The 20,394-nt window shown below is 66.0% G+C and carries 15 protein-coding genes; 13 read left to right on the forward strand and 2 right to left on the reverse strand.

The features are described 5' to 3' along the window. The first annotated feature begins 108 nt into the window (after positions 1 to 108). The 10 genes from BIO17B3_RS03830 to maiA all read left to right on the forward strand — a co-directional run bounded on the left by BIO17B3_RS03830 (position 109) and on the right by maiA (position 15,402). On the forward strand, positions 109 to 3,009 hold the full coding sequence (locus BIO17B3_RS03830) for a bifunctional glycoside hydrolase 114/ polysaccharide deacetylase family protein (protein ID WP_156053095.1): 2,901 nt from the start codon (positions 109 to 111) through the stop codon (positions 3,007 to 3,009). A 31-nt stretch (positions 3,010 to 3,040) separates the two neighbouring features. Then, positions 3,041 to 6,796 (forward strand): tetratricopeptide repeat protein, encoded by a 3,756-nt coding sequence (locus BIO17B3_RS03835; RefSeq protein ID WP_156053096.1) that lies wholly within the window; start codon positions 3,041 to 3,043, stop codon positions 6,794 to 6,796. A 37-nt stretch (positions 6,797 to 6,833) separates the two neighbouring features. Beyond that, complete coding sequence (locus BIO17B3_RS03840; RefSeq protein ID WP_156053097.1) at positions 6,834 to 7,418, forward strand: penicillin-binding protein activator LpoB; 585 nt, start codon at positions 6,834 to 6,836, stop codon at positions 7,416 to 7,418. A gap of 34 nt (positions 7,419 to 7,452) precedes the next feature. After that, the gene (locus BIO17B3_RS03845; protein ID WP_013105305.1) at positions 7,453 to 8,928 is read left to right on the forward strand and encodes a hypothetical protein; all 1,476 of its coding nucleotides are present in this window, start codon (positions 7,453 to 7,455) and stop codon (positions 8,926 to 8,928) included. Next, entirely contained in the window at positions 8,925 to 10,073 is a 1,149-nt protein-coding gene (locus BIO17B3_RS03850) for a HEAT repeat domain-containing protein (RefSeq protein ID WP_013105304.1), read from the forward strand. Before BIO17B3_RS03845 ends, BIO17B3_RS03850 begins: the two co-directional genes overlap by 4 nt. Positions 10,074 to 10,087: 14 nt before the next feature. Then, positions 10,088 to 11,755: a GT4 family glycosyltransferase PelF gene (gene pelF / locus BIO17B3_RS03855; RefSeq protein ID WP_013105303.1), complete on the forward strand. Its 1,668-nt coding sequence runs from the start codon at positions 10,088 to 10,090 to the stop codon at positions 11,753 to 11,755. Continuing rightward, positions 11,756 to 13,126 (forward strand): exopolysaccharide Pel transporter PelG, encoded by a 1,371-nt coding sequence (gene pelG, locus BIO17B3_RS03860; protein ID WP_013105302.1) that lies wholly within the window; start codon positions 11,756 to 11,758, stop codon positions 13,124 to 13,126. A 70-nt stretch (positions 13,127 to 13,196) separates the two neighbouring features. Further along, positions 13,197 to 13,742, forward strand: coding sequence for a VOC family protein (locus tag BIO17B3_RS03865; RefSeq protein WP_013105301.1), 546 nt, complete (start codon positions 13,197 to 13,199; stop codon positions 13,740 to 13,742). Then, positions 13,739 to 14,752 (forward strand): fumarylacetoacetate hydrolase family protein, encoded by a 1,014-nt coding sequence (locus BIO17B3_RS03870; protein WP_013105300.1) that lies wholly within the window; start codon positions 13,739 to 13,741, stop codon positions 14,750 to 14,752. The genes BIO17B3_RS03865 and BIO17B3_RS03870 overlap by 4 nt, the downstream gene beginning before the upstream one ends. A gap of 5 nt (positions 14,753 to 14,757) precedes the next feature. Next, positions 14,758 to 15,402: a maleylacetoacetate isomerase gene (gene maiA / locus BIO17B3_RS03875; RefSeq protein WP_013105299.1), complete on the forward strand. Its 645-nt coding sequence runs from the start codon at positions 14,758 to 14,760 to the stop codon at positions 15,400 to 15,402. 19 nt (positions 15,403 to 15,421) lie between these two features. On the opposite strand, the gene phhA is transcribed toward maiA, so the two are convergent. Beyond that, positions 15,422 to 16,288, reverse strand: coding sequence for a phenylalanine 4-monooxygenase (phhA, locus tag BIO17B3_RS03880; protein ID WP_013105298.1), 867 nt, complete (start codon positions 16,286 to 16,288; stop codon positions 15,422 to 15,424). Positions 16,289 to 16,304: 16 nt separating this feature from the next. Beyond that, positions 16,305 to 17,420, reverse strand: coding sequence for a 4-hydroxyphenylpyruvate dioxygenase (gene hppD / locus BIO17B3_RS03885; protein ID WP_013105297.1), 1,116 nt, complete (start codon positions 17,418 to 17,420; stop codon positions 16,305 to 16,307). Between the two features lie 176 nt (positions 17,421 to 17,596). Between hppD and kynB the strand changes: the two genes are divergently transcribed. Genes kynB through kynA form a run of 3 tightly spaced genes read left to right on the forward strand, consistent with a single transcriptional unit; the run spans position 17,597 to position 20,389 of the window. Beyond that, a complete protein-coding gene (gene kynB / locus BIO17B3_RS03890; protein ID WP_013105296.1) occupies positions 17,597 to 18,235 on the forward strand; it encodes an arylformamidase in 639 nt (212 codons plus the stop codon). Positions 18,236 to 18,251: 16 nt separating this feature from the next. Then, positions 18,252 to 19,535, forward strand: coding sequence for a kynureninase (gene kynU / locus BIO17B3_RS03895; protein ID WP_013105295.1), 1,284 nt, complete (start codon positions 18,252 to 18,254; stop codon positions 19,533 to 19,535). After that, complete coding sequence (kynA, locus tag BIO17B3_RS03900; protein WP_013105294.1) at positions 19,532 to 20,389, forward strand: tryptophan 2,3-dioxygenase; 858 nt, start codon at positions 19,532 to 19,534, stop codon at positions 20,387 to 20,389. Before kynU ends, kynA begins: the two co-directional genes overlap by 4 nt. The last annotated feature ends 5 nt before the right edge of the window (positions 20,390 to 20,394 follow it).

Consider the following 20,394-nt stretch of genomic DNA (forward strand, 5'->3'; position numbering starts at 1 on the left):
AAGCGCTCCCAAAACTCATGGAAAATTGCGGACATAGTCCGTGTAGATCACAGAACGGTTCACTTCAAGGCGCGCTTTGAACGTGTGTCGTCCACCCTGAAATTCCTCATGCAACGCCGCCAATTTCTCCAATCTCTTGCGCAGAGCCGCCTGCTTGCCAACCCTTTGGGCCGCAGAGGCCTGTTGGGCTTGGGCTTGCTCGGCGCCACTGCCGGCCGAGCCCTGGCCCAGTCCGCCGCCTGCACTTGCGGAAATTGCCCCGACTGCCTGCAGGGCGGCAACACCACGCCGCCCGCAGTCGCTTTTTACTACGGCGCCCGCATTCCGGTGGACGATCTGCGCGCCTTCGACTGGGTGGTGCTCGAACCGCAGCATGCCCTGGCGCAAGATACAAAAATGGTCTCCGCGCTGGGGCAGGACACCCTGGCGCTGGCCTATGTCTCGGTGGGCGAAGTCACTGCGGATCGGCCCTACTACGCCGACATGCCCAAGGCTTGGCTGCCGACGTCGAACGCCGCCTGGGGTTCGAGGGTGATCGACCAGACCGCCGCCGGCTGGCCGCAATTCCTGCGCGAGCGCATCGTCAAACCGCTGTGGGACGCGGGCTTTCGCGCCTTTTTCCTCGACACCCTCGACTCCTATCAACTGCTGGCTAAAAGCCCGCAGGCGCAGCAACAACAGGCCAAGGCGCTGGCGGAAACCCTGCGCGGCCTGGTTGCCGCCTATCCGGGCATCCGCCTGATGCTCAACCGCGGCTTCGAGCTGGTCGACGCCACCCTGGCGCCGAGCATTCTGGCCGTGGCCGCCGAATCGCTCTATCGCGGCTGGAATCAAGCCGAAACCACCTATGTCGAAGTGAAGGCCGACGACCGCGAATGGCTGCTCGCCCGCTTTGGCGAGATGCGCAGCCGGTTCAAGCTGCCGTGCATCGCCATCGACTATTGCGCCCCGCAAGACCGCGCTGCTGCCCGGCAGACGGCGCAGCAAATCGCCGCGCAAGGGCTCATTCCCTGGGTGGCCGACCCCACGCTGGAAAGCCTGGGCGTGGGCACAGTCGAGCTGGTGCCGCGCCGCGTGCTGTTGCTGCATTCCTGCGAACAGGGCGACAGCCCGGAGCTGCAGGCGCAGAGCGCGCACCTTTACGGCGCCATGCCGCTGGAATATCTCGGCCTGGTTCCGGAATACCGTTTTGTCGGCGCCCCCGCCATCACCGAACCGCTGGCGGGCCGCTATGCCGCCGTGGTGCTCTACCCCGATGACGGCAAGATTCCACCGGACATCCGCACTCTGCTCAAGCGCGCCAAGGCTGAAGGTGTGCCCGTGGCTGTGCTGGGGTATGCCGATCTCGGTGTGCTCGACGATCTCGGCGAGCACATCGGCGACAACTCACTCTCCGCGCCGATCAAGGTACAGCGCCAGCCCGGCACGCCCAATGGTGAAGTCATACCACTCATCAGCCCGCAAGACACGGTGCCGCTGACTGCCAGTGCCGGATCGCAGGTCTGGCTGCGCGCCACCGGCGCCGATGGCCGGAGCATGGACGGCGCCGCCATCACGCTTTGGGGCGGATATGCGCTGGGCGGGTTCGGCGTGTTCAATCTACCGGGCAACACCGGCACGCGCTGGTCGGTCGAGCCGATCGAGTTTTTCCGCGCGGCGCTGCGCGTGGGCGCAGACCCCATGCCCGACATCACCACCCGCACCGGGCGACGGGCGTTTTTCGTGCACTTCGACGGCGACGGTTGGCCCAACGCCTGTGACCAGCCCGGCTCGCCGCTGGCCTGCGAAGTGCTGATCACCGAATTCCTCGAAAAATACAAGGTACCCACGCTGGGCTCGGTGATCATCGGCGAAATCAGCCACGAAGGGCTGTATCCCAAACTGGCCGATCAGTCGCAGAAATGGGCCAAACGCATGTACGCCCTGCCTTGGGTGGAAGTCGGCAGTCACACCTGGTCGCACCCGTTCAACTGGGTGGAGGCAAGCAAGACCCACAGCCTGGGCAAGCCGAGCAAGGAATATCCCTACGGTTTTTACCTGCCGCTGCCCAACTACACCTTCAGCACCAAGAGCAATGTGGTCGGCGCCGCAGACTTCATCGACCAGAAGCTCTGCCCGCCCGGCAAGAAATGCAACATGATTCTCTGGCCTGGCGACTGCAATCCGCCTGACGAGGCCGTGGCCATGGCCTATCAAACCGGCCTGGGCAATATCAACGGCGGCGGCGCACCCATCAGCAAGACCAGCCCCACCCTGTCGAACATCTGGCCCATGGGCATTCCCAAGGGCAAGTATTTTCAGGTGTATGCCGCGCAGTCGAATGAGGAAGACTTTACTCACAACTGGACCGGCCCGTTTTTCGGCTTCGAGCGCGTGGTCGAGAGCTATCAGATTACCGACTCTCCGCGCCGCATCAAGCCCATTGACCTGTATTACCACCCTTACATCGTCACCAAGGCCGCGGGCGCCAAGAGCCTGCATTTCGTTTACCAATGGGCGCTCAAGCAACCCACGCACGCCATCTTCGGCCACCAATACTTCCGCAGCGTCAACGACTGGCGGCAAGCCACGGTGGCCCGGCTGCTGGCCGGTGGCTGGCGTCTGCGCAGCGGGGCAGAAATGCGCCAGTGGACCCAGCCTGTCACCGCCGCCACGCCCGCACTGGCCAATTGCCAGAACCTCGTCGGCTGGAACGAGCATGAACAGCAGCGTTATCTGCACGCGACGGCTGGACAGGCCGTGCTGCGTAGCCAAGCCGCGGGCCAGTCCCCGGCCGCGACTGTCCCGCGTCTGATCGAGGCCAATGCCGACGTCACCCGCTGGGCCGTGCAAAACGACCGCAGCGTACAAATCAGCCTGCAAGGACATCTGCCCGTCGAAGCCCTGTTTCAACTGCCCTCCGGCTGGAGCGTGCAGGCGGCCAAAGGGGCGAAAGTCGAGCAGGCGGCCGCAGCGGTGCGGGTCAGCAGCAGCGGCGGCACCGTCGATCTCACGCTGAAGCGGGCCTGACCGACCGAGCGCTGACCGACAATCCGCCTCAATGCTGGAAAAAACCCGCCCCGCCACCCGCGACCCGCTGCACATCTCTCCAGACGATCCGCAGCGCAGTCGTCTATTTCCGCGTGGCGCCTTGCTAGGGCTGGGCCTGTTGTGCGCCGCAACGCTCGCGCTGGTCTATCCGGGGCAGAACCTGATGCGGCTGCTGAGCACCAGCGCCGACGACGGGCTGGCCATCGACTACCTGCGCCATCTCGTCGATCTGCGCGGCGGCAATATCGACCTGCGCCTGATGCTGGCGCAGCGCTATATGCACATCGGCAAATCGCAACAAGCCCTTGACACCCTGCGTTCGGTGCACACCCCGCAGGCCGACGCCCTTCGGCTGCAAATCTGGAAGGCCCGCTGGTTCGATGCCCGCGCCCTGGGGAAGACAAAAGAAGAAGCGCAGGCCCGGCAGGCCCTCTCCGCGCTGCTGCAGCGCACCCAACCCGCCAACTTCAACGAATGGCGCGACACCCTGATGCTGCTGCAAGGCCTCGACGAGCCGCAAGCCGTGCAGCGGCTCACCGGTATGTTGACCCGATTTCTGCCGCTGCCGCCCGCCGCCGCACTGCAGGCTGCGCGTCTGCTGGTGGGCGTGCACGCCGAGCCACTGGCTGCGCAGGTCTTGTTCGCCACCGCCAAGACCCGGGTGACTGAGGCCGAGCGTGAGCAACTCATCGAGCAGGCCGCCCGCGCTCTGCTGGCCTTAGGCGATCCGACGCAGGCCTATCGCCAGACCGCTGCAGCGCTGGGCAAAGGCGCGGTTGCGCCGCAGATGGCGTGGTTCATGGTGAAGCTGGCACTGGGCGCCAACCAGCCCGCCGAGGCGGGTGACTGGCTGCGCAAAGCCGTCGATCTCGACCTGCCCGCCGCCGCGCTGGGCAAGGCCCTCACTGCGGCGCAGCGCGAACTGGCCTGGCAAGTGCTGCTGGCCGGGGGCGATCTGCGCGGCGCGGTGCACATCGGCGATGCCGCGCTGGCGCAGCAGCCGGGCAGTCGCACTTGGGCCGAACGCCGCGCCCAGGTGCTGGAGTGGAGCGGCCAGCCCGACGCCGCCATGCAACAGTGGATCGCCCTGCTGCGCGCCCAGTTCACCCGCCACGCCCTCGACGAACTACGTCGGCTGGCGCTCGCGCTGCATTCGAGCAGCGGCCTGGACGCCTATTGGGAACAACGCGCCGCGCACACCGCGCTCACCACAGATGAGTGGCTGCAATACGCCCAGGCGCTGGAGGTACGCGGCCATCCTGAAAAAGCGGTGAGCATTCTGCGCCAGGCTGCGGTCAAGCAGCCCGAGGTGCTCACCTCCCTGGCTTGGCTGCTGGGCAATATGGGCGAGGTGGACGCTTCGCTGGCGACGTACGCCGAGGCGCTCGCGCGCGGCACGCTCAGTCTGCGCGGCAGTATCGACTACGCCATCGCCCTGCTGCAAAACGGCCAGTTCGAGCAGGCGCAGCAGACGCTTGAGCAAACCCAGCACCTCTCGGATGACACGCCCTGCCACAACGCGCCCGCTGCTGCAGTCATCACCGATGGCAGCGCCGCCGCCCAAACCCCGCCTTGCAACGATGTCGATTTGCTCGCTGCGCACCAGGGTTTGCTGGGCGACATCGCCTGGGACATGGGCGAACAGCGCAGCGCGCAAAGCGCCTACGGCAGCATCTGGAACAACCCGCAACTGCGCGACCGCATCAAGCCCTATCAGCTGCAACGCTTCATCATGCTCACGCAAAAATCGCAGGGCGACGCCGCCGCGCTGCGTCTGCTGCCGCAGGCCTGGGCCAAGGCCCCGTCGGAGGCGCTGGCGCTGTTGTGGCTGCAATCGCTGGTGCGTCAGCCCAGCGCCCAAGGCATCGCCGAGTGGGAACGCGTCGTGCTGGGCAGTGCCGCGGGCGCGCCGCTGCGCCAGCAGCCGCAGATGTACGCCGCACGCGCGCAGGTCTGGCGCGCGCTGGGCCGTACCGACCGGGCGCTGGCCGACCTGCACGAGGCCCTGCGTCTTTCACCCGGCAATACCGATAACCAGATCGCCCTGCTGTGGATGCTGATCGATGCCAACCAGCTCGACGCCCTGCGGCAAGACGTGGCACTCTACAGCCGCAGCCTGCAAGGCCTGCCCAATGGCCTCGACGTGCTCTCCGCCGCGGCGCAAACCCTGGGCGATAACGCCGCCGCCGTGCGCTACGGGCAGCAGCTCTACCCCCGCAAAAAGACCGATGCACTCTGGCTGCTCAACTACGGCGATCTGCTGGCGCAGGCCGGTGACAGCCGCCGCGCGCAGGCGGCCTACAACCAATCGTGGGCGCTGCTGCAAAAAGCCGCCGCTAGCGGGAAAAAATCTGTCGGCAAAACCACCGACCAGGAACTGAACGCACTGCTCGCCCGCCTGCGCCTGAGTCACGCCCGGCTCGATGGCGCGGGTCAACAAGCGTTGCTCGGACAGTTGCGCGACAAGCTGCGCAGCGGCGATCTGACCGGCCCGCAAACCCTGCAGGCCAACGCCGCGATTGCCGACTGGCTGCTGCGCCTGGACACGAATTCGGCCGCCCGCTGGTGGCTGGCGCGGCGCGTGCTCACCCCGGCGGCGCGGCAATCCATCGAGCTGCAAATGGCGCTGCGCGCGGGCGACCGCGAGGCTGTCAATCGGCTGTTGCAACAAGGCGCGGCCCGCCCTCTGCTGCCGCAAGACCGGGCGGAGGCCGAGCGCGTTGCCGGTCGGCCGCTGCAGGCCCTGGCGACCGCCGAAAAAGTGCTGGAGACGGCCGCCGAGCGCGGCCAGGACAACCCCGCGCTGCAAGCCCTGGCCCGGCAGACCGCCGAGCATCAACTGGCGCTGGCGCACCGCGCCACCGTTACGCTGGAACATCGCCAGATCGATAACGTGATCCGCCAGGGGCCGGTGCTGCGGTTGTCGCTGCAACTCGGCGGGCAGTGGCGGCTGCAGGCGCAAGCCAGCCGCCAGTCCATGCACAGCAACAACACCGCGGCGCTGGTCGGCGTGCCGTCCACCTGGAGCGACGCGGAGCTCGGCCTGCAGTGGCAGGGCGAGCGTTCGCAACTCGGCGGCACGCTCACCCACAACACCGCCGTGGGTCGCTTGAGTGGCTGGCGCATCGAGGGCGGCACGCAGCTTCCGGGTCAGGTACGGGCGCAGCTTGAAGCGGAACACCACGCCGTGGCCGATGAATCCGGCCCGCTGCAGATCGCAGGCGCGCGCGACCGGTTGGCGCTGCGACTGTCGCGCGATTTCGGGCGGGTGTGGGCTAATGTGAGCACGGCGGTGATGTCGTATGACACCCGCCGCGGCAATCCGCTGGGGCATGGCGCGAGCACGCAATTCGAATTGGGCTTTTGGTTTCGCCGCAGCGAGCCCGACCTCAGTGTGAAGCTGCTGGGCTATTCCAATCAATTCAGCGCCAACGCCGGGCCGCCGCTGCCCGACTACGCGCCGCTGGTGCCGGGCGGCGCCGCGCCCAATGCCGCGTTTTTCATCCCGGCCGGTGACGATGTGTACGGCCTGGGTTTCGGCTTCAATATGGCGCACAGCGACACCTACACCCGCCGCTGGATGCCCTATGCCGAGGTCGATGTGCTGCAATCACGCCGGTTGGGGCTGACCAATAACCTGAACCTGGGGCTGCACGGCCCGGTGTTCGGGCCCGATCAACTGTCTTTGAGTTACCAGCGCCAGCAGAACACCTCAGGCCTGAACCGGCAGTGGAGTCTGCAGTACCGTTTGTGGTTCGGTCGATGACCGCGTTCTTTTCACCCCGATGAAGCAGGAGAGTTCCATGTCCCCATCCCCCACTCCACACTCCCCCGCCCGCCGCGCCGCGCTCGGCCTGGCCGGCGCCGCCGTGATGCTGCTCGCGGGCTGCGCCGTCACCGCCCTGCCCGGCCAGTCGCTCTCGGTGCCGGCCGATGCCAAGTTCGCCGTGCTGCCGCTGAGCAACGCCACCGATGTGCCGCTGGTCGAGCGCAGGGCGCAGGCCATCACCGTCTCGCTGCTGCAGCAAAAGGGCTTGCGCGAGGTGGTGGTCTATCCGCAGAAATCCACCGACAACCCGCTCGAGGCCGAGCCCGCCGCCAGTGCCATCCAGGCGCTGGCCTGGGCCAAGCAGCAAGGCGCACGCTATGCGCTCTCCGGCACGGTCACCGAATGGCGCTACAAAACCGGGGTGGACAGCGAGCCCGCCGTGGGCATCACGCTGCAGGTCACCGATGTGCCGACAGGCCAGGTGGTCTGGAGCGCCAGCGGCGGCCGCTCGGGCTGGGGCTATCAGGCGCTGGCCGCGGTCGGGCAGTCGCAGATCGAATCGCTGCTGCGCGGTATTCGCGTGACAGCCTCTGTCGAAAAACCCGCCGCCAAGCCCTGAAGCGCTCAGCGCACAACGCCTTCCCCACCGCTGCATGAAACTCGACAATCTCTCCACCCGCGTCAGCCGCCGCATGCGCAGCGAGTCGGCGCGCATGCGCTGGCAATGGCTGCGCTATTGGCGGCCGAATACGCAGTCGGGGCGGCTGATGGCGATGTTCGAAGCCGTGCTGCTGCCGGTGCTGGTGCTGTGGCTGGGCGCCAAGCTCAGGCCGGATGATCCGCTGGGCGCTCACGCCGGTTTTCCCTGGGCCTGGTTCGGCCCCTGGCTGATCGCGGTGCGCTACGGCGCCGGGTATGGGCTGTTCGGCGTGGGGTTTTACGCGGCGTTCTGGAAGTTCTCCCCCACGCTGTTCCATAGCGCCCCCGCCGTGGAATTTCCGGCCGAGTTCTTTCTCGGCGGCATGCTGATGACCCTGATTCTGGGCGAGTTCGGCGCGGCCTTCCGCAACCGGCAGGTGCTGCACCGCGAAGTCACCAAAGACCTGACGGCGCGGCTGGAGCGCACCAAGCGCCGCCTGTTCGTCATCAAGGAAGCACTGTCCACCCTGGAGCAGGAGCTCACCGACCGTCCCATGACCCTGCGCGACGCCCTGCTCGACCTGCGCCGCACCTTCACCTTCCAGGGCAACCGTCCGGCGCTGGCCGCCCCTGCAGCCACACCCGGCCTGCCGACGCCCGCGCCCCTGCCCGACCCGCGCGCCTTTCTGCAGCTGCTCAGCCAATCGTGCCGCCTGGTCGAGGCGGGCATCTTTGTGCGTGAAATCGGCCCGCAGGGGCTGCAATGGCGGCTGGCCGCCTCGCTGGGCCAAACCCTGCCCCCGCTCGATCCCGGCGAGGTGCTGATCAACCGCATTCTGGAAACGCATCAGTCGGTGCACATCGCCCAAGCGCACCTGAACGAAACCGACGGCAGCAACCCCTGGGTCTTCGCCGCCCCGCTGCGGCTCGACGAATACGACGAGGTCGATGCCCTGCTGGCGGTGCATACCATGCCCTTCATGTCGTTCGAGGAAAACAATCTGCAGCGCCTGCAGGTTCTGTGCGCGTCCTATCTCGATTTCAGCCAGCTCGAACTCAGCGTGGAAGATGTGCGCTCGGCCTGGGTGCAGGCGCCCATCGGCCTGCAGCAAGAGTGGGCGCAGCTCAGCGAACTGGGGCAGAACTTCAAGCTGCGCAGCTACTGCGCAGTGTGGAGCGGGCAAGGCCGTGTGAGCGACGACGTGCTGGCCGAGTTCGCCGGTCTGCAGCCGGTGGAGAGCTCCACCTGGACGCTCAAGGGCCGGGGCGGCAAACCCGCGCTGATCGTGCTGCTGCCCTTGTTGAGTTCCGGCGGGCTGGCGAATTACCGCCGCGACATGGCGAGCCAGCTCGTGCAGATTCTCAGCCGCAGCAACCAGCGCCCCGATCAGGCCTTCGATCTGGACTTTCTAGAAGTCTCGGGCGCCCCCAGCTTCCTGGAGTTGCGCCGCCTGCTGAGCAGCGCCGCCGCGGAAACCAAGACCTCATGAATCCCCTGTTCTACAAGCTCGGCTCGCTCATCGTCCTGCTGGAGACGGTGGCGGCCTGGCTGCTGGTCAGCCGCGACGACACGGACCTGCTGCTGTTCTGGGCGGTGCATGGTGCGGCGGCCGTGCTGGTCGGGCTGCTGCTGTGGACGCTGCTGCCCGCCGAACTGCGCAAACCCAAGCGGCTGTCACTCACCCTTTTGACCTTGCTGGCGTTTTTCTTTCCGGTCGTCGGCGTGTTCGGCCTGCTGATCGCCGCGCGGCTGGCGCAATGGCTGCCCATGCGCCACCAGGCCACCGAGCACCTGCGCGAAGCGCCGTCGCTGCAGGTGTTCTCCGTCTCGCATATCGACGACGACCAGCGCCGCGACTTGCCCGCCGGCCAAACCGCGCGCATTGCCCGCGACCAGAGCCAGCCGCAGGCCCAGCGCATTCGCGCCGTGCTGGCGCTGCGCGAAATGTCGCCGCGCATGACCCTGCCGGTGCTGCGCAAGCTGCTGTCCGACCCCGATGAAGAAATCCGCCTGCTGGCCTACGGCATCAGCAACACCTGGGAGCAGCGACTGACCGACAGTCTGCAGGACGCCCTGCGCGAAGTCGAAGTCTTACGCCACACCGCGCCCAGCGGAGCGGCACTGGCGCGTGCTGCGCAGCGCGTCGCCGAGTTGCAGATGGAGTTCATCTATCAGGGCCTGGCCCAGGGCGATCTGCGCGACTTCGCCTTGCAGCAGGCGTTGCACTACTGCACGATCGCCCGCGACGCGCTGCCGCAAGACACCGGCCTGCAGATGATGTTCCTGCGCCTGTCTCTGGCCGCGGGCAAGACCGATGCGGCACGCGAGGTGCTCGAACATCTCGCCTCGGAAGGCGCCAGCCCGACGTTGTGGCGCCCTTACGCCGCGGAGCTGGAATGGATTGAGCGGCGATTCGGCCGCATCACCGGCGTGCTGCAACCGCTGGGCACTCGGCAGGTGGCCCCCCGGCTGCGTCCCGTGGTGCGGGTCTGGCAGACCGAAACCCCGACTCGAAGCGAGCCGGTCATCTCCGACACACCCGCCTTGCAGCGCCCAGGCAGTGCGCCGCGCCCTGCCGAGCCCACCCCGGCGCCCGGCCCGCTGAGCGATGCCGACCGCCTGCTGCTGAGCTGATCTTCTCCCTGCCCATGACGCAACCCGACTTCACCGACACGCAACCCGAGGGCCGCGAAGCCCCCTTTGAGATCGACGTCATGCTGCTACTCGAAGGCACTTACCCCTATGTCTCGGGCGGCGTGTCGAGCTGGGTGCACCAGATCGTGAGCGGATTTCCGCACCTGCGCTTTCATCTGGTGTTTCTCGGCTCGCGCGAGGAAGACTATGGCAAGCCGCGCTACCAGATGCCGCCCAATGTGGTCGGGCTCACCCATCACTATCTGTTCAGCGACGCGGTGCTGCCCGCCGCGCGCGAAGAACGCGGCGACGCCGCGACCGCCGAACTGGTGGAAAACCTGCACACCCTGATTCGCGATGGCCAAGACGCCGCCAGCCGCGCCGAAGTGCTGCGCGCCAGCCTGCAAGCCATGCAGGACAAGCTTGATCTGCACTACTTTCTGCACTCGCATCAATCGTGGGGCTACCTCACCGCCCAGTACCAACTTCGCTGCACCGATCCGTCCTTCGTCGATTACTTCTGGACAGTGCGCACCATGCACACCCCCATCTGGACGCTGGCGACGCTGGCCCGCGAACTGCCACGCGCCCGCATCTATCACACCGTCTCCACCGGCTACGCCGGGTATCTGGGCGCGGTTCTCGCGCGGCTCTACAACAAGCCGCTGGTGCTGTCGGAGCACGGCATCTACACCAAGGAGCGGCGCATCGACCTGTTTTCGGCCAATTGGATCAGCGACAACACCCCGGTGCTCGAACGTACCGCGGGCGAGGCCGGCTATTTCCGCCAGCTCTGGATACGTCTGTTCGAGTCGCTGGGCCGCATGTGCTACGACGCCGCCGATCCCGTCATTGCGCTGTACGAAACCAACCGCCTGCGGCAGATCGCCGACGGCGCCAACCCCATCACCACCTGCTGCATCGCCAACGGCATCAACGTGCCGCCCTTCGCCGCGACCCGCGCCTTGCGCCCTGCTTCGCCCCCGCTGGTGATGTGCCTCATCGGCCGGGTGGTGCCGATCAAGGACATCAAGACCTTCATCCGCGCGGTACGCGTGGCCAGCAACCGCCTGCCCGGGCTCGAAGGCTGGATCGCCGGGCCGGAGGACGAGCACCCGGAATATGCCCGCGAGTGCCACGATCTCGCCGAGAGTCTGCAACTGGGCGACACCCTCAAGTTCCTCGGCTTCCAGAAGCTCACCGAGCTCATGCCCAAGATCGGGCTGGTGGTGCTGTCGTCCATCAGCGAGGCGCTGCCGCTGGTCATGCTCGAAGGCTATGCCGGGGGCGTGCCCTCGGTCACTACCGACGTGGGCTCGTGCCGTCAGCTCATCTACGGACTGGGCGCGGAAGACGAAGCGCTGGGCGCCTCAGGCGCCGTGGTCGGCATCGCCGACGCGCAGGCGCTGGGCGAAGCCTGCGCCGAACTGCTAGGCGACACGGCCCGCTGGCAAGCCGCCAGCGCCGCAGGCATCGCCCGGGTCGAGCGCTACTACACCCAACCCATGATGTTCGACAACTACCGCGCGGTGTACGACGACGCCCTGCAACGCAGCGCCGCCCGCGACGTCGGCCTGAGCGATGAAGTCGGCGCAGTCGCCACCTGGCTGCGCGGCGAGCCGCCGCTGGACGAGCCGCCCCTCGCAGTCGATTCGAAGGCAGACGAAAAGGACTTGGCATAAATGGCCGGCATCGGCTTCGAACTGCGCAAGCTGTTGCGCTCCGAGTCCTACCTCGGGCTGCTGCGCGCCTACACCTATGCGTCCATCATCAGCTCCGGGCCGTGGGTGTTTTCCATCATCGGCCTCATCGCGGTGGGCGTGCTGTCGCTCGGCGTGGTCACGCCCGACGCGCTCATCACCCAGTTCCAGGTGACGGTGACCTATCTCATCATGGCCTCGCTCATTCTCACCGGCGGGCTGCAACTGGGTTTCACCCGGTGGGTGGCCGACCGACTGTTCGAGAAGCGCAAGGACGACATCGCTCCGGCCTATTTCGGTGTGGTGCTCGTGACCACGGCAGTGAGCGGCGCCTTGGGTTGGCTGGTGGCGCTGCTGGGGTTTGACGGCGTGGGCAATCTATACCGGGTGCTCATCGTGGTCGGGCTCACGCTGCTGTCGAACCTGTGGATCACCACCGTGTTCCTCTCGGGCCTGAAGCAGTACCGCGCCATCGTCGGCCTGTATGCGCTGGGCTACGGCATCTCGGTGCTGCTGTCATACTTCGCCCGCCGCTGGGGGCTCGACGGCTTGCTGCTCGGGTTTATCGGCGGGCAGTTTGTCATGTGGGTGCTGATGCTGTGGCTGGTGCTACGCAACTTTCCCGTGGTTCGCCCCATCACGCTGGCCTGCTTCCGCCCGCGGCAGATGTATCTCTCGCTCATCGCGGGCGGCATGCTCTACAACTTGGGCGTGTGGGCGGACAAGCTCACCTTCTGGTTCACCACCGGCACGTCCACCCCGGTCATCGGGCCGCTGCGCGCTTCCACCATTTACGACCTGCCGGTGTTTCTCGCCTATCTGTGCGTCATCCCGGGCATGGGCATTTTTCTGGTGAAGTTCGAGACCGACTTCGTCGAGTGGTACGACAAGTTCTACACCGCCGTGCGCGAAGGCGGCGCGCTGCAAGACATCGCCCGCTATCACGACGGCATGCAGGGCGTGGTGCGCGAGGGGCTTTATCAAATTCTGAAGGTGCAGGCGCTCACGTTGTTGGCGGTCTACACCTTCGTGCCGGCGCTGTTTTCGTGGATCGGCATCAGCAGCCTCTACATCCCGCTGTTTCTGGTGCAGGCCGTAGCGGCGAGCTTCCAGGTGATGTTGCTGGCCGTGCTCAACGTGTTCTATTACCTCGACCGCAGACGCGATGTGGTGGTCATCACGGCCACGTTGACGGTGCTGAATTTTGCGCTGAGCATGCTCTCCATCCACCTTGGCCCGGCCTTCTTCGGCTACGGCTTCGGCGTGGCCCTGCTCCTCACGCTGATGCTGGGCATGATGTTGCTGCAGCGCCTGTTCCGCAAGCTGGAGTATCAGACCTTCATGCTGCAGTAGTCTCCCGCGGGCCTGCAAACCGACTGTTTTGGGACTAGAGTTTCAAAGTTAACAAAACAGGAGACTCATCATGCTGGTCCAAAAGATCCATCATGTTGCCTACCGCTGCAAAGACGCGCTGCAGACCGCGCGCTGGTACGAGCAGCATCTGGACATGAAACTGGTGCTGTGCATCGCCGAAGACACCGTGCCCTCCACAGGCGAAGCCGATCCCTACATGCACATCTTTATCGACGCGGGCCAGGGCAATATCCTGGCCTTCTTCGAGCTGCCCACGCAGCCCGAGATGGGACGCGACCCCAACACCCCCGTCTGGACCCAGCACCTCGCGCTGGAGGTCGGCTCCATGGACGAACTCCTCGCCGCCAAGCAGCGCCTGCAGAACGCCGGCATCGACGTCATCGGCCCGACCGACCATGCGCTGTTTCAGTCCATCTACTTCTTCGACCCCAACGGCCACCGCCTGGAATTAGCGTGCAATACCTCCAGTCCCAAGATGCTCGCCGCGCTCGACGCCGTGAAGTGGGACATGCTCGAAGAATGGAGCCAGACCCGCAAAGCCCCGAAGCATGCCGCCTGGATGCATGACGGCCGCTACAAGGAGATGTTCCAGTGAGGCTGGCCACGCTGAAAACCGCGGCCCCGGACGGCCGACTGGTCGTGGTCAACGACACCCTGACCCTGTGCCAGCCGGTGCCCGACATCGCCCCGACCCTGCAGGCCGCGCTCGACGACTGGGCGCGCTGCGCCCCGCTGCTGCGCGATGCGGCGCTGGCCCTGCAAGCCGGAACAGCACGGCACACCCAGCCCTTCGACGCCGCCGCCTGCCACTCGCCCCTGCCGCGCGCCTTCCAATGGGCCGACGGTTCGGCCTACATCAACCATGTCGAGCTGGTACGCAAGGCACGCAAAGCCGAAGTGCCCGCCACCTTCTACACCGACCCGCTGATGTATCAGGGCGGCTCCGACAGCTTCATCGCTCCCTGCGACCCCATCGTGGCCAAGGAGAGCTGGGGCATCGACTTCGAGGCCGAGGTGGCCGTCATCACCGGGGAGGTGCCGCTGGGCGCCACGCCCGCGCAGGCGGCGCAGGCCATCCGTCTGGTGCTGCTGGTCAACGACGTCTCGCTGCGCCATCTCATTCCGGCGGAACTGGCCAAGGGCTTTGGCTTCTTCCAGAGCAAACCCGCGTCAGCGTTCAGCCCGGTGGCACTCACGCCCGACGAACTCGGCGCGGCGTGGCACGACAACAAGCTGCATCTGCCCCTGCGGGTGGAGGTCAACGGCCGCCTGTTCGGTCAACCCAATGCCGGGGTGGACATGACCTTCGACTTCGCCCAACTCATCGCGCATGCGGCCAAGACCCGCCGGTTGGCTGCGGGCACAATCATCGGCTCGGGCACGGTGTCGAACAAGCAGGGCGGGCTGTGGGGCTCCAAGGTCGAGCACGGCGGCGTGGGCTATGCCTGCATCGCCGAGGTGCGCACCTACGAAACGATCGAACAGGGCGAGGCCACCACGCCCTTTCTGCGCGACGGCGACGGGGTAGAGATCAGCATGCACGATGACCGGGGTTTGAGCCTGTTCGGCAGCATCCGCAACCGCGTGCAGGCGCTGCCGGAATGAGACCGATGAAGCTCTACACCTACTTCCGCAGTTCTGCCGCCTATCGGGTTCGCATCGCGCTGCACCTCAAGGGGCTGGCTTTCGAATCGGTGCCTGTGCATCTGCTGCGTGACGGCGGCCAGCAACACGCCGCTGGCTATGCCGCGATCAACCCCAACGAAACCGTGCCCACTCTGGACGACAACGGCCAGATCCTGAACCAGTCCCTGGCCATCATCGAGTACCTGGACGAGACCCACCCGAACCCGCCGCTGCTGCCGGGATCGGCGGCAGACCGCGCGCGTATTCGCGCCATCGCTCAGATCATCGCCTGCGACATTCATCCCATCAACAATCTGCGCGTGCTGCAGCACCTCACCCGTACCTTCGATCTGAGAGAGGCACAGAAAGCCGAGTGGTATTGCCACTGGGTCGAACGCGGGCTACAGACCGTGGAGAAAATGCTCGCAAGCGACCCGCGCACCGGCCGCTTCTGCCACGGCGACACGCCCACCCTGGCCGACTGTTGCCTCGTTCCGCAGGTGTTCAATGCCCGCCGCTTTGGCTGCAGCCTGGCGGGGCTGACCACCGTGGAGCGCATCTGCGCGGAATGCGACGAGTTGGACGCCTTCGCGCGCGCCGCGCCTGCGCGTCAGCCCGACGCCGAATAGACCCTCCTGCCCGACCGCCTCAGTCCGTTTCGGCGCTAACCATTTCGTCCACCTCGTCGGGCAGCAGCGCCCCGGCCTCGATCTCCGGAAGCATGGCGGCTTGGTCGTAGAACGGGGTGAAGTCGGGCGCCGTCGCATCGAACAATTGCTGGAAGTTGTCGATGATGAAATAGGTTGCCTGATATGAGTCGATGCGATAGCGGCTGCGCAGCAGCCGAAGCAGATCAAAGCGCACGCGCCGCGCTTGCGGGCTGTGGAGGCTGTGTTCCACCTCGCCGCCCGATGACAGAATGCCCGCACCATAAATCCGCAAACCTTGCGGGGTACGAATCAGTCCGAACTCCACCGTGTACCAGTACAGCCGCGCCAGAAACTGCAGCGCATGCTGCCCTTGCGCCTTGAGCCCGCCCGCACCGAACGCCTGCATATAGTCGGCAAACCGGGGCTCGAACAACAGCGGCACATGGCCGAACAGATCGTGAAACAGATCGGGCTCGACGATGTAGTCGAACTCCTCTGGCTTGCGCAGCCACACCGTCACCGGAAAACGCCTCGCCGCCAGCAGGCTGAAAAACGCCGCTTCGGGAATCAGCCCCGGCACGGCCACGATTTCCCAGTCCGTCGCCGCTTTCAGGCGGACGTTGATGTCGTCAAACCGCGGAATGCTGCTGCGCGCCTGCAGATGCGGCAAAGCCCGCACAAACTCCTCGCAAGCCCGCCCCGGCAACAGCGCCATCTGCCGCGCATAGAGCCGCGCGAACAACTCGTGCTCTTGCGGGGTGTAGCGCGCCCATTGCTGCGCGCAGGTGTAGTCGGCATCGCAATGCGCGTAGTCACCGCGCGGGGTGATACTGGCTTCGCCGTAAGTCACCGGAACGCTGGACATGATCGCCCTCCTATGCTCAGGCGTTCTGCGTTTCCAGCACGCCGCGGCGCATCTGGTCGAGTTCGATGCTTTCGAACAGCGCCTTGAAGTTGCCCTCGCCAAAGCCCTGGTCGCCCTTGCGCTGGATGATCTCGAAAAAGATCGGGCCGATGACGGTCTGGGTGAAGATCTGCAGCAGCAGGCGTTTTTCAGGTTGCGTCGTGCCGTCGAGCAGGATGCGATCGGCGCGCAGGCGCTCCACCGCTTCACCGTGGCCAGGCAGGCGTTTGTGGAGCAGTTCGTAATAGGTGTCGGGGGTGCCGAGAAACTCCACCCCGGCGCGTCGAAGGCCTTCCACCGTGGCGTAGATGTCGTCGGTGGCCAGCGCAATGTGCTGAATACCCTCGCCGTGATAGCGGTCGAGATACTCCTGAATTTGTCCCGCTTTCTCCTGCCCCTCCTCGTTGATGGGGATGCGGATCTTGCCGCAGGGGCTGGTCATGGCCTTGCTCTTCACCCCGGTCACCTGGCCTTCGATGTCGAAGTAGCGGATCTCGCGGAAGTTGAACAGCCGGGTATAGAAATCCGCCCATTCGCCCATGCGGCCGCGGTGCACGTTGTGGGTGAGGTGATCGATGGTGGTCAGGCCGGCGCCCACGTGCTCCGCCGCAGCATCGTTCACTGGCTCGAAGTCCACGTCGTAAATCGAGATGTCGCCGATGCCGCCGTTGCGCCCATCCTTGCCGCGCCAGCGATCGACGAAGTAGATCAGGCTGTCGCCGATACCCTTGATCGCCGGGATGTTCAGCTCCATCGGGCCGCTGCGGCTGTCGAAGCCCCAGGCGCCCAGTTCCAGCGCGCGCTTGTAGGCGGCGTTGGCGTCGTGCACACGGAAGGCAATGGCGCAGATGCTGGGGCCGTGCAGCCGGGCGAAGCGCTGCGCGAACGAGTCTGGCTCGGCGTTGACGATGAAGTTGATGCCGCCCTGGCGCCACAAGGTCACGTTCTTGTGACGATGGCGGGCCACCGCGCGAAAGCCGAGTTGGGCGAACAGAGCGCCGAGCTTTTCGGGCTCCGGCGCGGCATACTCGACAAACTCGAAGCCGTCGGTGCCCATGGGGTTCGAGGCGGAGGAGGTATTCAAGGTATTCATGCGGCTGTCTCCTTTTTTTGGAATACACAAACTGTAGGCCAGCACTCGCGCAGGGTTTCAGCAAAACTCGCGCCATTTTGGCGTATTGCGGGAAAATCCTGCGCGCATTATCCCGTACGATCCGATAAGCTGCACACATCCGCAACCCACTATCCAATCCGAGCGAAGGCCCGCCCATGAACCGCCCGCCCAGGAGCCGCGTATGGGACATCTCCCCGACTGTCTCGCCCTCCGCCCCGGTGTTTCCGGGCGACGAGCCGTTTTCTCTGGAGTGGACGGCGCGGCTCGGCCCCGGCTGCCCGGTCAATCTCAGCGCCGTGCGGTTTTCGCCCCACGTTGGCGCGCATGCGGACGCGCCGCTGCACTACGCGAACGACGGCGCGAGCATCGACGCGGTAGGCCTTGCGCCGTATCTGGGCCCATGCCGGGTGATTCACGCCCTGGATTGCGGCGCCCTGATCGACATCGCCCATCTGCAACATGCCGCAGCAAACCTGCCCCCGCGCGTGTTGGTGCGTACCCGCCACCGCGCGCTGACGGTCTGGACGGAGGACTTTGCTGCGTTCGCCCCCACGACGGTGAGCTGGCTGGCCGTGCAAGGCGTGACCCTCATCGGGCTCGACACCCCGTCGATCGATCCCGCAAGCAGCAAGACACTCGACAGCCACGCGCAACTCTTGCAGCATGAGCTGCGCGTGCTCGAAAACCTCGTGCTCGATGACGTTCCCGAAGGCGACTATGAGCTGATTGCCCTCCCCCTGAAGCTGCAAGGCGCCTGCGCCTCGCCGGTGCGCGCGGTGCTGCGCGAACTTTGACCTCCTCCTTCTTCCTATGCCAACGCTACAACGCCAAGACGGCCTCGCGCTCGACGCCGCCGATCCCCTCGCCCCGCTGCGCGAACAGTTCACCCTGCCCGACGGCGTCATCTACCTCGACGGCAATTCGCTCGGCGCCCTGCCCCGGGCAACCGCCGCGCGCGTGCAAACCGTGCTCACCGAGGAATGGGGCGAAGGCCTGATTCGCAGCTGGAACACGGCGGGCTGGATCGATCTGCCCCGGCGCGTGGGCAACAAGATCGCCCGCCTCGTGGGCGCCGCGCCCGACGAACTGGTGGTGACCGACTCCACCTCCATCAACCTCTACAAAGTGCTCAGCGCCGCGCTGTCCATCGCCCGCGCCGATGCGCCGCAGCGCCGCGTCATCGTTTCCGAGCGGGAAAATTTCCCGACCGATCTCTATATGGCCCAGTCGCTCGCCGCGCAGCACGGCATGCAGCTTGAACTCGTGGAGCAGGGCCAGGCCCTCGGCCGCCTGCACGACGACGTGGCCGTGCTCCTGCTCACGCAGGTGAACTATCGCAGCGGTGCGCTGTACGACATGGCCGCTGTCACCGCAGCGGCCCACGCGGCGGGTGCACTGACGGTGTGGGATCTGGCGCATTCCGCCGGGGCGGTGCCGGTCGATCTCAACGGCGCGCAAGCCGATTTCGCCATCGGCTGCGGCTATAAATACCTCAACGGCGGCCCGGGTGCGCCCGCCTTTGTCTGGGTGCATGCGCGCCATGTCAACCGGGTGGAGCAGCCGCTGTCAGGCTGGCACGGCCACGCGGCGCCCTTCGTTTTCACCCGCGACTACCAGCCCGCTCAGGGCATTGCGCGCTACCTCTGCGGCACGTCGACCTTGCTTTCGCTGGCCGCGCTCGATTGCGGCGTGGACACGCTGCTCGCCGCCGAGCCCATGGGCGGCATGCAGGCGCTACGTCGCAAGTCTGTGGCGCTCAGCGACCTGTTCATCCGCCTCGTTCACGAGCAACTGAGCGCGTATCCGCTCACCTTCGCCACCCCGCTCGACGCCGCCCGGCGCGGCAGCCAAGTCTCGCTGACCTTCGACGGCGACGGCTACGCCGTGATGCAGGCCCTGATCGCCCGCAGGGTGATCGGCGACTTCCGCGCCGGAGACAAAACCCGCGGCGATGCCGACCTGCTGCGCTTTGGCTTCACTCCCCTTTACCTGCGTTATGTCGATGTGTTCGACGCCGTGCAGACGCTGCGCGACGTACTCGACAGCGGCGTCTGGCGAGAGGCGCGATTCGCCCGCAAGGGAGCAGTGACATGAGCGCCGCTCAGCCAGCAGCCAGAGGCGAGGAGATCGTGCGCGAGGAAGGCGCGCAACTCGATTTTTCGCAGTCGATGAGCTATGGCGACTACCTGCATCTCGACGAGCTACTCGGCGCGCAGCATCCGCTCTCGCCCACGCACAACGAGATGCTGTTCATCATTCAGCACCAGACCAGCGAACTCTGGTTGAAGCTGATGCTGCATGAGTTGCACGCCGCGCTCGATTGCGTGCGCGCCGACGCGCTGCAGCCGGCGTTCAAGATGCTGTCGCGCGTGTCACGCATCATGGAGCAACTCGTCCACGCCTGGGACGTTCTCGCCACCATGACGCCCAGCGAATACACCGCGCTGCGGCCGTATCTGGCCAGTTCCAGCGGTTTTCAAAGCTGGCAATATCGATGCATTGAATTCCGGCTGGGCAACAAAAATGCGGCCATGCTGCGCCCGCATGCCCACCGGCCGGACCACCTCGCCACGGTAGAGGCCGCCTGGCGCGCGCCCAGCCTATACGACGAAGCCCTGCGCCTGCTCGCCCGCCGCGGCCTGCCCATTCCCCAGACCCACCTCGATCGCGACTGGGCGCAACCGTATGCCGCCCACGCAGAAGTGGAGCAAGCTTGGCTGACGGTATACCGCTCGCCCGAAGATCACTGGGACCTTTACCAGCTCGGCGAAGAACTGGTTGATCTCGAAGATGCGTTTCGCCTCTGGCGCTTCCGCCACGTCACCACCGTCGAGCGCGTCATCGGTTTCAAGCGCGGCACCGGCGGCACCGGCGGCGTGCCTTATTTGCGCAAGATGCTCGACACCGTGCTGTTTCCCGAGTTGTGGACTCTGCGCACCGATCTGTGAGCCCG

Origin of the sequence: Thiomonas sp. OC7, from assembly GCF_900634595.1 — a bacterium.
GTDB classification, from domain to species: Bacteria; Pseudomonadota; Gammaproteobacteria; order Burkholderiales; family Burkholderiaceae_C; genus Thiomonas; species Thiomonas arsenitoxydans.